General features: G+C 76.0%; 14 protein-coding genes and 1 tRNA gene. 9 read left to right on the top strand and 6 right to left on the bottom strand.

Going from position 1 to position 14,237, the window contains the following annotated elements; genetic code table 11:
- Positions 1–39: 39 nt before the first annotated feature.
- On the bottom strand, positions 40–369 hold the full coding sequence (locus ACRYR7_RS07935) for a GNAT family N-acetyltransferase (RefSeq protein WP_432571537.1): 330 nt from the start codon (positions 367–369) through the stop codon (positions 40–42).
- An 89-nt stretch (positions 370–458) separates the two neighbouring features.
- Between ACRYR7_RS07935 and ACRYR7_RS07930 the strand changes: the two genes are divergently transcribed.
- The gene (locus ACRYR7_RS07930) at positions 459–2,003 is read left to right on the top strand and encodes an alpha-N-arabinofuranosidase (protein WP_432571536.1); all 1,545 of its coding nucleotides are present in this window, start codon (positions 459–461) and stop codon (positions 2,001–2,003) included.
- A gap of 39 nt (positions 2,004–2,042) precedes the next feature.
- On the opposite strand, the gene ACRYR7_RS07925 is transcribed toward ACRYR7_RS07930, so the two are convergent.
- Both ACRYR7_RS07925 and ACRYR7_RS07920 read right to left on the bottom strand, forming a co-directional pair.
- Positions 2,043–2,786, bottom strand: coding sequence for an HAD family hydrolase (locus ACRYR7_RS07925; RefSeq protein WP_432571535.1), 744 nt, complete (start codon positions 2,784–2,786; stop codon positions 2,043–2,045).
- The gene (locus ACRYR7_RS07920; protein ID WP_432571534.1) at positions 2,783–4,309 is read right to left on the bottom strand and encodes a mannitol dehydrogenase family protein; all 1,527 of its coding nucleotides are present in this window, start codon (positions 4,307–4,309) and stop codon (positions 2,783–2,785) included. Before ACRYR7_RS07920 ends, ACRYR7_RS07925 begins: the two co-directional genes overlap by 4 nt.
- Before the next feature lie 227 nt (positions 4,310–4,536).
- Here ACRYR7_RS07920 and ACRYR7_RS07915 point away from each other — a divergent pair, with 227 nt between their 5' ends.
- Both ACRYR7_RS07915 and ACRYR7_RS07910 read left to right on the top strand, forming a co-directional pair.
- Positions 4,537–5,343 (top strand): formate/nitrite transporter family protein, encoded by an 807-nt coding sequence (locus ACRYR7_RS07915; protein WP_432571533.1) that lies wholly within the window; start codon positions 4,537–4,539, stop codon positions 5,341–5,343.
- Positions 5,344–5,449: 106 nt separating this feature from the next.
- Positions 5,450–5,522: transfer RNA gene (locus tag ACRYR7_RS07910), tRNA-Thr, on the top strand.
- A gap of 41 nt (positions 5,523–5,563) precedes the next feature.
- On the opposite strand, the gene ACRYR7_RS07905 is transcribed toward ACRYR7_RS07910, so the two are convergent.
- On the bottom strand, positions 5,564–6,070 hold the full coding sequence (locus ACRYR7_RS07905; RefSeq protein WP_432571532.1) for a MarR family winged helix-turn-helix transcriptional regulator: 507 nt from the start codon (positions 6,068–6,070) through the stop codon (positions 5,564–5,566).
- A 202-nt stretch (positions 6,071–6,272) separates the two neighbouring features.
- On the opposite strand from ACRYR7_RS07905, the gene ACRYR7_RS07900 reads away from it, so the two are divergent.
- The 6 genes from ACRYR7_RS07900 to ACRYR7_RS07875 all read left to right on the top strand — a co-directional run bounded on the left by ACRYR7_RS07900 (position 6,273) and on the right by ACRYR7_RS07875 (position 12,917).
- On the top strand, positions 6,273–6,569 hold the full coding sequence (locus ACRYR7_RS07900; RefSeq protein WP_432571531.1) for a hypothetical protein: 297 nt from the start codon (positions 6,273–6,275) through the stop codon (positions 6,567–6,569).
- A 60-nt stretch (positions 6,570–6,629) separates the two neighbouring features.
- A complete protein-coding gene (locus tag ACRYR7_RS07895) occupies positions 6,630–7,853 on the top strand; it encodes a hypothetical protein (RefSeq protein WP_432571530.1) in 1,224 nt (407 codons plus the stop codon).
- A 184-nt stretch (positions 7,854–8,037) separates the two neighbouring features.
- Complete coding sequence (locus ACRYR7_RS07890; RefSeq protein ID WP_432571529.1) at positions 8,038–10,329, top strand: endo-1,4-beta-xylanase; 2,292 nt, start codon at positions 8,038–8,040, stop codon at positions 10,327–10,329.
- Positions 10,330–10,546: 217 nt separating this feature from the next.
- The gene (locus ACRYR7_RS07885) at positions 10,547–10,909 is read left to right on the top strand and encodes a hypothetical protein (protein WP_432571528.1); all 363 of its coding nucleotides are present in this window, start codon (positions 10,547–10,549) and stop codon (positions 10,907–10,909) included.
- Positions 10,910–10,923: 14 nt separating this feature from the next.
- Positions 10,924–12,069, top strand: a complete 1,146-nt coding sequence (locus tag ACRYR7_RS07880) for a globin domain-containing protein (protein ID WP_432571527.1) — start codon at positions 10,924–10,926, stop codon at positions 12,067–12,069.
- Entirely contained in the window at positions 12,066–12,917 is an 852-nt protein-coding gene (locus ACRYR7_RS07875; RefSeq protein WP_432571526.1) for a DivIVA domain-containing protein, read from the top strand. Before ACRYR7_RS07880 ends, ACRYR7_RS07875 begins: the two co-directional genes overlap by 4 nt.
- Before the next feature lie 57 nt (positions 12,918–12,974).
- Here ACRYR7_RS07875 and ACRYR7_RS07870 read toward each other — a convergent pair whose 3' ends face one another.
- Both ACRYR7_RS07870 and ACRYR7_RS07865 read right to left on the bottom strand, forming a co-directional pair.
- A complete protein-coding gene (locus tag ACRYR7_RS07870) occupies positions 12,975–13,880 on the bottom strand; it encodes an NADP-dependent oxidoreductase (RefSeq protein WP_432571525.1) in 906 nt (301 codons plus the stop codon).
- 81 nt (positions 13,881–13,961) lie between these two features.
- Positions 13,962–14,189 carry a hypothetical protein gene (locus tag ACRYR7_RS07865; protein ID WP_432571524.1) on the bottom strand — a complete coding sequence of 76 codons (228 nt, stop codon included), beginning with the start codon at positions 14,187–14,189 and terminating at the stop codon, positions 13,962–13,964.
- Positions 14,190–14,237: the final 48 nt, after the last annotated feature.

The following is a 14,237-nucleotide window of genomic DNA, read 5'->3' as shown; positions in this document are numbered from 1 at the left end:
CGGGGGAGGCCGGCGGGCCTGAGAGCAGGCCGGCGGGCCTCAGAGCAGGTCGGCGTAGCGCTCCGGGTGCCGCCGCACGTGCAGGCGCACGAAGGAGCACGCCGGCAGCACCCTGGCGCCGCGGGCGCGCACGTCCTCCAGCGCGGCGTCCACCAGGGCGCCGGCCAGGCCCTCGTCCTGGTGCTCGGGCACGACCTCGGTGTGCACGAACGCCAGCACCGTCCCCTCCCCGGTGTCCCGGGGCACGTAGTCGGCGATCGCCACGAGCTCGCCGTCCAGGCGGCCCTCGTAGCGGTGGGCGTCCTCGTCGTGCGCGACGACGAGCCGCTCGGCGGGGGGAGGGGTGGGGGCGTGCTCGGGGGTGCTCACGCCGTCGGGAACGCCCCGGGGGCTGACGCGCTTCCCCGGGCGGGGGTAGCGTCGAGGACGGACGGATCCTTACAACGTTGGAGGAATCAGTGCCCGCACCCGCCCCCGTGAACGCCGTCGTCGACCTGGACGTCACGGGCCCCACCATCTCGCCCCACGTGTACGGGCACTTCGCCGAGCACCTCGGCCGCTGCATCTACGACGGCTTCTACGTCGGGGAGGACTCCGAGGTCCCCCACGAGGGCGGCGTGCGCCTGGACGTCGTGGAGGCCCTGCGCGCGCTGGACATCCCCAACCTGCGCTGGCCCGGCGGCTGCTTCGCCGACGAGTACCACTGGATGAACGGCATCGGCCCCAAGGAGGACCGGCCGCGCATGGTGAACACCCACTGGGGCGACGTGGAGGAGAACAACCACTTCGGCACCCACGAGTTCATGGCGCTGTGCGAGCTGCTGGGCACCGAGCCGTACGTGTCGGGCAACGTCGGCTCGGGCACCGTGCGCGAGATGAGCGAGTGGGTGGAGTACCTCACCCGCCGCGGCGACTCCCCGATGGCGCGCCTGCGCCGCGAGAACGGCCGCGAGGAGCCGTGGAAGGTGCGCTTCTGGGGCATCGGCAACGAGGCGTGGGGCTGCGGCGGCAACATGACCGCCGAGGAGTTCGCCGCCCAGGCGCGCACGTTCGCCACCTACTGCCGCGACCAGGGCGACAACCGCCTGTACCGCATCGCCGCCGGCGCCTCCGACGACGACTACCCCTGGACCGAGGCGCTGATGAGGACCGTCAGCGGCCTGGGGGGCAGGGGCGCCGACGACCGCCACGGGCACGCGCCCATCCAGGCCGTCTCCTTCCACTACTACACGGTCACCGGGCCCACGTGGGAGCAGAAGGGCTCGGCGACGGACTTCACCGCCGAGGACTACTACCGCACGATGCTCAAGGCGCAGGGCATGGAGCGCGTGCTGGGCGGGCACGCGCGCGTCATGGACGCCTACGACCCGGACAAGCGCATCGGCCTGGTCTGCGACGAGTGGGGCACCTGGTTCGACGTCGAGCCGGGCACGAACCCCGGTTTCCTGTACCAGCAGAACACCCTGCGCGACGCGCTCGTGGCGAGCCTGCACTTCGACGTGTTCCACCGCTTCGCCGACCGCCTGGTGATGGCGAACATCGCCCAGACCGTCAACGTGCTGCAGGCGATGGTCCTCACCGACGGCCCCGAGATGGTGCTCACCCCGACCTACCACGTGTTCCGGATGAACCGCCACCACCAGGGCGCGGCGTCGCTGGCGGTGCACGTGCTCAGCGACACCCCCGCCCGCGAGGTCGACGGGCAGGAGCTGCGCACGTTCTCCGCCTCCGCCTCGGTGCGCGACGACGCGGCCCTGCTGTCGCTGACGAACCTGGACGCCGAGCAGCCCGTCACCCTCGTGGTGGACCTGCGCGGCCGCGCCGTCGGCGAGCCCGCCGGCGAGCTGCTCACCGCGGCGGAGCTGTCCGCGCACAACGTGCCCGGCGGCGCGGGCGCCGTCGCGCCGCGCGCCTTCGACGGCGCCCGCCTGGAGGGTTCCACCCTCACCGTCGAGCTGCCGCCGCACTCCTTCGCCACGGTGCGGCTGCCGCTGCTCGGCTGAGCGCGCGGGCCGGGGGCCGCTCGGCCCCCGGCCCCGCGCTCAGCGCACGCCCAGCAGCGCGGCGACCTCGTCCCAGGAGGAGACCACCGCGACGGCGCCGGCCTCGCGCAGCGCGGCGGCGCGCGCGGCGCGCTCGTGCTCGGGCACGAACTGCACCGTGCCGACCGTGCGCACCCCCGCGGCGACCGCGGACAGGGCGCCGTTGATCGAGTCCTCGACCGCGACCGCCTCGTCCGGCGAGAGGCCCAGGTCCTTCAGGGCGTGCACGTACACCGCCGGGTCGGGCTTGCTGGTGGGCTCGGGCAGGGAGTCCTCGGCGCTGTAGCGGCGCCCGAGCCCGAAGAACCCGGCCAGGCCGGTGACCTCCAGGCAGGCGTCCAGGCGCGAGGCGGCGCTGGAGGTCACCGCGGCCAGCGCGAACCGCTCCGCCAGGCGCACCAGCGGCCCGTGCACCGCCGGGTCCTCGCGCAGCACCGTGCGCAGGTGGGCGGTGACGACGTCCTTCTCCTGCGCGACCCACTGCTCCAGGTCGCCGGCCGCCAGGTCCCGCCCGTACCCGCGGGCCAGCTCCTGCGCGGCGGCGCGGAAGTTCTTGCCGTTGGTCATCGACTGCAGCTCGGCGGGGGAGTAGGGGCGCTCGGCGCCCAGCTCGGCCAGGAACCGGTTCGTCACGTCCGCGGAGGCGGCGTAGGCCGGTTCCTCGGACGGGAACAGCGTCCCGTCCGCGTCGCACAGCAGCGTCGTGACCCCGGCGGGGTCGAGGTCCTCGGAGCGGTTCGTCACGCGGCGCCCTCCTGGTCGAGCGTCAGGTACAGCCGGATCACTTCCCGCGGACCCTGCTCCTCCAGGGCCCGCAGCGCCACCTCGAGGGAGGCGGCGAAGTGCTCGTCGTCGGAGAGGCTGTCGAAGACCTTCTCCTGGCTGAGCAGCGCCTCGGGGTCCACGTGCCCCTCCTGGGCCAGCTCGACCAGCTCGTCCGACAGCGGGCCCTCCACGACGATCTCCTCGCCGGCGTAGTCGTACCCGCGCAGGAAGCGCATCCAGCCCGCCACCGCCAGGACGAGGAGCTGGTGGGGCCGCTGCTGCTCCAGCGCGGCGCGCACGGAGGGCAGGACGTAGTTCGGCATCTTCGTCGAGCCGCGCCGGCACAGCCGCAGGAGCTGGTCGCCCATGCGCGGGTTCGACAGGCGCTCCACGAGGCCGCGCTGGTACTCCTCCAGGTCGATCCCCGGCACCGGCGGCAGCAGCGGGACGATCTCCTCGCGCATGAGGTGGACGAGGTAGTCGCGGAAGACCTCGTCGGCCATGAGCTCGTCGATCGTGCGGTACCCGGCGAGGTGGCCGAGGTAGCCCAGCGCGCAGTGGCTGGCGTTGAGCAGGCGGGTCTTCATCGTCTCGTAGGGGGTGACGTCGTCGACGAACTGCACCCCGACCTCGTCCAGCGGGGGGCGCCCGTCGCCGAAGGAGTCCTCCACGACCCACTGGGAGAACGGCTCGGTGATCACCGGCCAGCGGTCGTCCACGCCGGTGGAGGCCGCGATCGCGTCGCGCTCCTGCGGGGTGGTGGTGGGCGTGATGCGGTCGACCATCGAGCTGGGGAACGCCACGCGCTGCTCGACCCAGCCGGCGAGGTCCTGGCCCAGGCGCTCGTCGCGCAGCCGGGCGAAGGAGACCACGGCGGTGCGGGCCGCCCGCCCGTTGTGCTGCATGTTGTCGCAGGAGAGCACCGTGAACGGCGCGGTGCCCGCCTCGCGCCGGCGCGCCAGGGCCTCGGTGAGCAGGCCGAACACCGTGCGGGGGCGCTCGGGGTGCTCCAGGTCCGCGCGCACGCCGTCGTCGTCGGCGTCGAACTCGCCGGTGTGCGGGTCGATCCGGTAGCTCGTGCCCGTGATCGTCATCGTCACCAGGCGGGTGCGCTCGTCGGTGAGCACGTCCAGCACCGCGCCGGGGCCCTCCGCGGCCAGCAGGTAGCGGGTCAGCACCCCCACCACGCGCACGCGCTCGTCCTCGGCGCCGCGCTCGACGACCGCGTACAGGCGGTCCTGCGCCTCGAGGACCTCCCCGATCTGCGGGCTGTGCACCCCCACCCCGACCAGGCCCCAGTCGCGGTGGCCGCGCCGGGCGAGCTCGTCGAAGTACACGGCCTGGTGGGCGCGGTGGAAGCCGCCGACGCCGATGTGGACGACGGAGGGCACCAGCGCCCCGCGGTCGTAGTCGGGGACCGAGACGTCCCCGGGCAGCTCGTGCAGCGTCTTCTCGCCGAGGGGCACGGGCCGGTGGTGTCCTGCTGCGGGCGCGTCGGTCAACGTCGCTCCTCCCTGCGGTCCCGCGGTGCGGGAGCGGTGGCTGTGCTGCCCACCGGTTGGAGCACTCGGCTCGTACCCGCCCGCGCCCCGCTCAAACCCGCGCGGCCGGACCGGGGTGCCCGGCCCGCCGGGACGCGCCGCCCTGCCGGGGGCTTGGCCGCACCCGCGGGCGGGTAGGACGGGGGCAGGGGCGCCGCCGGCCGCCCGCCGCACCCCCGAGGAGCACCGTGAGCCAGAGCGCCCCGTCCCCCGCCGCACCACCGGCCCGGCCCGAGAAGGAGTCCGAGGACGCCTTCGACCGCCTCGTCAGCGAGGGCCGCGACCGCCTCGCCCGCCCCTTCCTGCCGCTGCTGAGCGTCGGGCTCCTCGGCGGCATCGACGTCAGCACCGGCGTCCTGGCGCAGCTGCTGGTGCTCGGCGCCACCGGCAGCCACCTGGTCGCGGGCCTGGCGTTCTCGATCGGGTTCGTGGCGCTGCTGCTGGCCCGCAGCGAGCTGTTCACCGAGAACTTCCTCGTGCCCGTCATGGCCGTCGTGGCCCGGGACGGCACCGTCGCCGCCCTGCTGCGGCTGTGGGTGGTCACGCTGGTCGCCAACCTCGCCAGCGGGTGGGTGCTGATGTGGCTGGTGGTGCAGGGCCTGCCCGGGCTGCGCGCGACGGCCGTCGAGTCCGGCACGCACTACGCCACGCTCCCGATCGGCCTGGAGTCCTTCTGCCTGGCGGTGCTCGCCGGCGTGGTGATCACCCTGATGACGCGCATGCAGCACGGCACGGAGAGCACCGGGGTGCGCATCGTGCCCGCGGTGCTCTTCGGCGCCCTGCTGGCCGGCGGGCAGCTCTTCCACTCGGTGCTGGACTCGCTGCTGGTCTTCGCCGCGATCCACTCCGGCGCCGACGTCGGCTACGGCGACTGGCTGCCGCGCCTGGGCTGGTCCGCGCTGGGCAACCTGACCGGCGGGCTGGTCCTGGTGACCGCGGTGCGGCTGCTGCGGGTGCCGCACCGGGTGGCGGAGGCGCGCCGCGAGGACGGCTGAGGCGCGCCGCGGGGACGGCTGGGGCGCGGGCGGCCGCGGCGGTGCGCCGACCGGCGCGGCGGTCGGCGGCTACCATCGGCGTGCCGGGGTGCTCGTGGCCCGGCACGCCGGCATGGCGCAACTGGTAGCGCACCCGACTTGTAATCGGGCGGTTCTCGGTTCGAGTCCGAGTGTCGGCTCGCGGTGGTCACCGGGCGGCGCGCGAGCGCCGCCCGCCCCCTCAGCCCTTGAAGAAGCGCTCGGCGACGGCGGCCTCGTCGCGCTCCGGGCCGCTGACGGCGTCCGTGCCGCCGTCGGCGTCCAGGGAGGCGTTCAGCCGCTCGGTCAGGGCCGCGAAGCGCCGCAGGGTGTCCTCGCCCCACGGGCCCACCCGCTCGATGAGCTCGTCGCGGCGGGCCTGCCGGGCGGCGTGGACCTTCGCGCGGCCGGTCTCGGACAGCGTCAGCAGCACCGCGCGCGCGTCGACGGGGTCCGGGGTGCGCTCGACGAGCTGGAGCTGCTCCAGGAGCTGCACCTGGCGGCTGAGGGTGGGCTTGCCGATGCGGAAGTAGCGCGCCAGCTCGCTCGGCCGCGCCCGCCCGGTGTCGTCCAGGCGCACGAGGATGCTGTAGGCCTCGAAGTTCAGGTCGGGGTGGACCGCGTGCGCGGTCGCGCGGGACAGGGCGCGGGAGCGGCGCAGGAGCACTCCGAGCTCTCGCTCGAGCCGGGCGACCGCATCGATGCTCATCGCCCGGAGCGTACAGATCGCGGGGCCCGCGGTCCGCCCCCTGCGCGGACCTCCTCCATCTCCCCGACCGCCGCCACCGCCCCCCTCCGCCGCCACAGCCCCCTCCGCCGGCGCCGACGCGGCCGGCGGCCGTCCCGGGCGGCCGCCGGGTGGCGCACTGGCTACGGTGGACGGGCACCCGCCCCGACGGAGAGGTCGCCCGATGAGCAGCGAGCCCGAGGACGCCCCCGTGCCCCGCGACGCCCCGCCGCCGCCCGGCGCTGAGGACCTGTCCGCCGTCGTCGACGGGATCGAGGAGCGGGTGGCCGCCGAGGAGCGCCGCGCCGCCGGGCGCGCACCCGGCGAGGACGAGGGCGCCGCGCAGGACGGTGAGGACGTGCCCGCCACGCCCACCGGCGACGTCGTGCCCAGCGCCACCGGCGGGGACGGCGCCGAACCGGCGGACCCCACGCTGCGCGAGGGCGGCGACGGCGCTCCGGTGTCCGAACCGTCCGACTGAGACCCCGTCGCCCGCCGCCCTCGCTGGTCCCGCGCCCGCGCGGGGTGGCAAGGTGCTCGCGTGCCCCGTTCTGATGACCTGCCCGCCGTCGAGGACCTGCGCGAGACCGGCGACCGCGCCCTGCGGGAGCTGCGCGGGCCGTTCGTGGACTGGCTGCGCCGCAGCGCCGTCGTCGACGAGGAGGTGGGCGTGGAGGGCGTCGCCGACGCGCTCGCCGTCTCGCTGGGCGGGCTGCGCGCGCTGCGGCCCTCCTCCGCCCCCGCCACGCGCACCACCCCCGAGGAGGTGGAGGTGCTCACCGCCCGCGTGCTGCCCGCCCTGGTCGAGGACTCCGACGACGCCGAGGAGGTCCAGGAGGACCTGCGCGCCGTCTGGTACCAGTTCCTCGCCTTCCTGGGCGAGACCGGGCGCTGGAGCGGCACCGCCGGGCACCTGGAGACCTGCCTGGCGCTGCTCGGGCCCGGTGAGGTGGACCCCGCGGAGCTGCTGGCCGCCGCCGCGGAGCAGGTGGGCGCGCGCGAGGAGGACGCCGCCGTCCTGACCTCGTTCCCGGTGCGGGTGGCGAGCGCCGTGCTGGCGCACGTCGGCGCGGGCACCGCCGTGCCCGACGACGAGGAGCTGGCCGCCGACGACGTCGCCGCGGTCCTGGCCGCCCTGGGCGATCACGCCCCGCCCCTCGCGCCGGTCGAGGAGGGCGCGCCGCCGCGGCTGGAGGACGTGCCGTGGCTGCGCCAGGTGGTGCTGGCGATGATCGACCTGGAGCTGCTGGACGGCGAGGACGACGAGCGGCTCGCCCCCGGCGTGGAGGCCGCCACCTGGCTCGACGACGACGAGGACGCCCGCGAGCTGCGCCGCGACCTGGTGGGGCGGTTCCTGCTGGACGACCCCGCCACGCTGGACGGCGGGTTCTCCGTCGCCGAGGCGCTGCTGCCGACGGTCCTGGCCTCCGCGGTGCTGGGCGAGCCGATCGACGAGACGGACCTGGCCGACCTCGTGGAGGAGGCCGGTGACCTCGGCCCGGCCGCGTCCGCCGCCGTCGACGAGGTCCGCGAGCGCATCGACGAGCTGGCCGCGGTCGGCCTGGTCAGCCCCGCCGCGCCGTGGACCGTGCAGCGCGGGTTCTGGCCGGCGGTCTCCGCGGGCATCTCCGAGCAGGCCGAGGAGGGCCCCGGCGGGCTGCTCGGCGGCGACGGGGAACCGCTGTGGTTCGACTCGGTCGCCGACACCCTGGGCCTGGGCGACGCCCAGAAGCAGCAGATCCGCGACATCCTCGGCGGCCGCTGACCCCGCTCCCACCACGCCGGCACCACGACGGCCCGGTCCCCCGCGGGGGACCGGGCCGTCGTCGCGCGCGCCCCCGCTTGACCGGACGGCGGGCGCGGTGGTGCACTTCCACCATTCCGGAACTCTTCCGGAAGGGATCAAGAGCACCGTCGCCCGCACGATCCACCCCGAGGGGAACCGCACGATGAAGCAGCGCACCCTGCGCACCGCCGCCGTCGCGTCCGGCCTGCTGGCCGGCATCGGCGTCCTGGCCGTCCCGCCCGCCTCCGCGGCCACGGCCGGCACCACCCAGGCGGCCGCGGCCGCCTCCACCCTGACCTCCACGTTCGACACCGGCCTGGACGGCTGGGCCGGGCGCGGCGACGCGAAGGTCGAGCAGGTCGCCGGCGCCGGCCGGAACGGCAGCGGCGCGCTGCGCGTCACGAACCGCCTGCAGAACTGGCACGGGGCCACGATCGACGTCACGTCGAACCTGGCCGTCGGCCAGACGGTCGCCGTCTCGTTCTGGGCGAAGCTGACCCCCGGTCAGGCCCCGACCTCGCTGAACGCGACCGTGCAGCTCACCGCGAACGGGTCGGACGCCTACCAGGGCGTCGCCGGCGCCAGCGCCACCGTCAACGCCGACACCTGGACGCAGCTGCGCGGCACCTACACCCTCGGCACCGCCGCCACCCGCGCGCAGCTGTACGTCGAGGGCGCCGCGGGCGTCAGCTTCCTGCTCGACGACGTGCGCGTGGCCCCCTTCGCCGAGACGCCGATCCAGGACGTGCCGGGCCTGAAGGACGTGCTGGGCGCGCAGGGCTTCGAGCACGTGGGCGTGGCCATCGACTCGCGCGAGACCGTCGGGCGCGCCTCGCAGCTCGTGCAGAAGCACTTCAACGCGTTCACCCCCGAGAACGACGGCAAGCCCGAGGTCGTCCAGCCCACCGAGGGCCGCTTCAACTTCTCCCGCCTGGACGCGCTGCTCGACTACGCTGACCGCACCGGCACGAGGGTGTACGGGCACGTGTTCGTCTGGCACTCGCAGACCCCGGCCTGGTTCTTCCAGCGCGCCGACGGCACCCCGCTGACGAACTCCCCGGCGGACCAGGCGCTCCTGCGCGGTCGCATGGAGGCCCACATCAAGGGCATCGCCGACCACCTCAAGGCGCGCTACCCGGACGGGAACTACCCGATCTGGGCCTGGGACGTCGTCAACGAGGTCGTCAACGACGGCGACAACGCCAACCCGCACGACATGCGCGACAGCCGCTGGTTCCAGGTGCTCGGCGAGCACTTCGTCGACGACGCCTTCCGCTTCGCGGACGAGTACTTCCCGCAGCAGAAGCTGTTCATCAACGACTACAACTCCGAGATGCCGGAGAAGCGCGCCGACTACGTCGAGCTCGTCGGCGCCCTGCTGGACCGCGGCGTGCCGATCGACGGCGTGGGCCACCAGGTGCACGTCGACTTCGGCCGCCCGGTGCAGTGGCTGGACGACTCCCTCACGGCGGTCGAGAAGCTCAGCGCCCAGAAGGGCAAGCCGCTGCTGCAGGTCATCACCGAGCTGGACGTCAGCACCTCCAAGGAGGTCGTGTCCGCCGACGTCGGCGGCGGCGGGCGCCCCGCGCGCGCCACCGAGGACGACGCGGCCGCCGCGGCGGAGAACGGGTACTACTACCGCGACCTGTTCGACGTCCTGGAGAAGCACTCGCGCTCCATCGAGTCGGTGACGTTCTGGGGCATCAGCAACGCCCGCACCTGGCTGCGGACCTGGCCGATCGCCCGCCCGTGGGAGCAGCCGCTGCCCTTCGACGACGACCTGCAGGTCACCCCGGCCTACTGGGGCATCGTCGACCCCTCGAAGCTGCCGCCGCGCCCGGCGGACTTCCTCGCCCCGCGCATCGCCGCCAAGGACCCGGTGCGGGTGCTCTCCACCAGCCCCGCCGGCGCGAAGGTGCACTACGTCCCGCCGGTCGCCGGCGACACCCGCGACGGCGTGCTGACGCCGAACTGCGCCCCGGCCCCGGGCGCGCAGTTCGCCATCGGCACCACGACGGTGACCTGCTCGGTGTCCGACCGCGCGGGCAACGCGGCCACCCCGGTCTCCTTCGACGTGGTCGTCACCCCGCCGCCCACCACGACGAAGCTGTACCAGCAGGTCAACAACGGCCCGGTGGTGCGCGCCAACGCGCACCAGACCGTCCAGGTGGTCGTGCAGCTCGGCAACAGGGGCACCGGCAAGCTGCTGGGCAGCTCCTTCTCCTACCGCTGCACCCCGGTCGGCACCGCGCCGTTCGCCCTGGAGCTCGCTCCCGGCTCGGCGCAGCAGGTCGGCAACCGCGACTACGGCGCGGGGCAGAACGCGAACCTCACCCTGCGGGCGCGGCCCACCGCGACCGGCACGGCGACGTTCGACTGCACCGTGTCGATGACCGACGCGTTCGGCGCTCCCGTCAGCGCCACGACCCGCGTCACGATCGACGTCCGGAAGTGACGTCCGCCGTCCCCGCAGCGCCGCGCGCGCTGCGGGGACGGCCCTTTACCGCACCGACCGCGTGCGGCGCGAGGTTTCGCGCGGACCTGACAGGGCTGCGACAGCCAGCTCCGGCAGCGGGGACACCGCCGGTGGCGCACTGCTAGAACTCACCCGTCGGGACCGCTCCACCGGGTCGCGGCGCGACCCAGGCCGCCCAGCGCCCACCGGAGGGACCATGGCCACCACCGTCGACAACGCCGGCAGCGGCAGCCCGGACGTGGCCGTGCGCGCCGCGCGGCTGCTGGAACTGGCGCAGCGCAGCGCGGACGCGCTGGTGGACGAGGCCCGGCAGCGCGCCGAGCGCATCGTCGCCGACGCCGAGGAGCGCGCCGTCGCCCGCGAGGAGGCCGCCCGCGAGGCGGTGCTGGCCGCCCACGTGCGCAGCCAGGAGCAGCAGGCGCAGGCGCAGGAGGCGCTCGTCGCCCTGCAGGAGGCCCAGCGGGCCGCGCAGGCGCAGGCCCGCGCGCTGGCCGGGGACCTGCTGGCGCTGGCCGAGCGGTGCGAGCCCGGTGCGCCGGGCAGCACCCGGGCCGGCTGACGGGCGGGCACCCCGTGGACATCCCCGCGATGCGGGCCAGCTTCGCCAAGGCGGCCGCCGCCGGCGACGACGCCCCGCTGTACTTCTACTCGCACCTGTTCCTGCGCCACCCCGAGGTGCGGCCGATGTTCCCGGTGTCGATGGTGCACCAGCGGGACCGGCTCTTCCGGGCGCTGGGCCAGGTGGTCGACCTCGTCGACGACCTGGACTCGCTCGTGCCGGTCCTGCAGCAGCTGGGCCGCGACCACCGCAAGTTCGGCACCCTGGCCGCGCACTACCCGGCCGTCGGCGCCAGCCTGCTGGCCACGCTGCAGCACTTCGACGACGCGTGGGACGAGGACCTGGCGCGCGACTGGGGCGCCGCCTACGAGCTCGTGGCGAAGGTCATGGTGGAGGCCGCCGAGGCCGCCGCGCAGGAACCCGCCTGGTGGGACGCGAAGGTCGTCACCCACGAGGTGCGCTCGATGGACGTGGCCGTGCTGCGCCTGCAGACGCAGGTGCCGCTGGGCTACCGCGCCGGCCAGGCCGTCTCCGTGGAGACCGAGCTGCGGCCGCGGCTGTGGCGGTACTACTGGCCGGCCGGCCCGCAGCGCCCGGACGGGCTGCTGGAGCTGCACGTGCAGGCCCACGACGGGGGACCGGTCAGCTCCGCGCTCGTGCGCCACCTCGGCGTGGGCGACGTGCTGCGGCTGGGCCCGGCGCAGGGCACCGCCACGCTGCTGGAGTCCGGGCGGGACCTGCTCATGGTCGCCTCCGGCACCGGCCTGGCGCCCCTGAAGGCCATGGTCGGGGAGGTCGCCGCCACCTCGCCGGGGCGCCGGGTGCACCTGTTCGCCGGGGCCCGCGACGAGGCGGGGCTCTACGACCTGCCCGACCTGCGCCGCCTGGAGGCCGAGCACCCCTGGCTGACCGTGACGCCCGTCCTGACCGGCGAGGGCCGCACCGCCCGCTCCCCGCACGAGCGCGGCGACCTGCCCGAGGTCGTCCTGCGCCACGGGCCCTGGACCGCCCGCGACGTCCACGTCGCCGGCGACCAGCGCACGGTGGAGCGCACGGTGGAGGCGCTCACCGCGCACGGCGTCCCGCCGGAGCGGGTGCGCGCGGAGGTCCAGGCCCCGAGCAGGCCGGGGCCCGACGTGGGAGGGGAGGTGGCGCGGTGAGCGACGACGGCGGTGCGCGAGCGGCGAGCGCGCAGGTGGACGGGGCGGTGGCCACGGGGGTGGGCGAGCGCCCGGAGGACCGGGTGGGCCCCGCGGACGTCGAGGCCGTCCGCTTCAGCACCTCGGGCGTGCTGCAGCGCGGCTACGACGTGAGCCAGGTCGACGACTTCCTGGACCGGGTGCGCGCCGAGCTGGTGCGGGCGCAGGCCGAGCGCGAGCGCCTGGAGGCCGAGACCGCCCAGCTGCGCGAGGAGGTCAGCGCCCTGCGCGAGCAGGCGCCTGCCGCGCAGCCCGTGGACCCCACCGAGCAGGCGGTGGGGATCCTCTCGGCGGCGCAGCAGACGGCCGACCAGTACGTCGCCGACGCGGAGGGCTTCAGCCGCATGCTCGCGGGCCAGGCGCGCGAGCAGTACGAGAACCTGCTGCAGCGCGCCCGCGAGGAGGCCGACGAGGTGCTGCGGGCCGCGCGGGCCTCCGCCGGCGCGGCCGCGGACGCCGCGGCCACCCCGGCACCGGCACCGGCCCCGGCGGCGGTCCCGGCTCAGGCCGGGCCGGCGCAGGGCCCCACCGCCGAGGAGGTGCGCGAGCAGGTCGCCTACCTGCAGGCGTTCGGGCGGGCCTGCCGCACCCAGCTGCGCACCTACCTCGAGGGGCTGCTCGCCGACGTGGAGGCGCAGTGGGGCCGCGCGGACCCGTCGGCGCTGCCCGCCGCGACCGCGGCCGGGCAGCGGCCCGCGCCGGGTGGCACCCCGCTGGACTCCCCGCTGCCGGCGCCGGGCGCCGTCGACGGGCACCGCGCCGTGGTCGACCTCACCGGCAGCGACGGGACGGTCCCGGCGCACCGCTGAGGGCGCCGGGTCCCCCGGGACCCGGGGGGCGGGACCCCGAACGGCGGGCGCCGGGGGTCAGGGCGTCAGGACGACCTTGCCGCGCCGGCCGCGCTCCTCGGCCGCGCGGTGGGCGTCGGCGGCCCGCTCCAGCGGGAACGTCGCGGACACCCGGGTGCGCAGCCGGCCGGCGGCGACGTCGGCGACCAGGCGCTCCAGCAGCGGCGGGTCCAGCTCCACGAGCATCACCTGCTGCTCGATGCCCGCGCCCGCGGGCGCGTCCGGCACCGGCCGGGTGCTGACGACCCTCCCCCCGCGCGCGACCGCGGGGAACAGCGCCTCGCCCACGGGGACGGCGTCGACGACGGCGGGGAAGGTGCCCACCGCGTCGTAGGAGGTGTCCCGGGGCAGCACGACCGCGGCCCCCAGGGCGCGCACCCACTCCTCGTCGCCGGTGCCGGCGACCGCGGTGACGCGGTGCCCGGCCCGCGCGGCGAGCTGCACGGCGTACCCGCCCACGGCGCCGCCGGCGCCGGTGACCAGCACCTCGGAGCCCGGCCGCAGCTCCAGCAGCTCCAGCAGCTGCGCGGCGGTGAGGGCGTTGAGGGGGATCGTGGCCGCGTCCACGGCGCTCAGGCCCTGCGGGCGGGGCAGCACCCACGCCCGCGGGACGGCGATGCGCTCGGCGTAGGCGCCGACGCGGCCGTGCTCGGCGTACCAGGGCACCATCCCGACGACCGCCGAGCCGACGGGCAGGTCCTGCACGTCCCCGCCCGCGGCGCGCACCGTGCCGGCGAAGTCCCAGCCCGGCACGTACGGCGGGCGGGCGGAGTCGCCGACGGTGTGGCCCTCGCGGGCGGCCAGGTCGGTGGGGTTCACCCCGGCGGCCTCGACCTCGACGAGCACCTCCTCCGGGCCGACGTCGGGCTCGGGGCGCTCCACCACCCGCAGGACCTCGGGACCACCGGGCTCACTGACCTCCACGACGCGCACGTCCCCGTTCCTACGCGCTCCGGCGGCCGGGCGCACCCGGGGAGCGGGGCGGCGGGGCGGCGGGGGAGCGGTTCAGCCGCGCGCGGCCACGTCGTGCAGGGCCCGGCGCTTGACGGCCTCGCCGAACAGGGACAGCCCCGCGTTCAAGCCCAGCAGGCCCGCGGTGCCCTCCGCCACCCACGCGCCCGTCGCGCTGCCGCGGGCCCGGCGGGCGGCGGCGTCGGTCACGACGCACACCCCGGCGCCGACGAGGAGCAGACCGGTCGGTGCGAGGCGCTGCCAGGCGCGGAAGTCGTCCACCCGGCCAGTGTGGACCGCCGGCGCCCGCCGCGCAGGTGCGCGGCGGGC

Source organism: Kineococcus gurbantunggutensis, from assembly GCF_050871925.1.
Taxonomy (GTDB): domain Bacteria; phylum Actinomycetota; class Actinomycetes; order Actinomycetales; family Kineococcaceae; genus Kineococcus.
The sequence above is the reverse complement of the archived record's forward strand: the minus strand, read 5'-3'. Positions and strand labels throughout refer to the sequence as shown.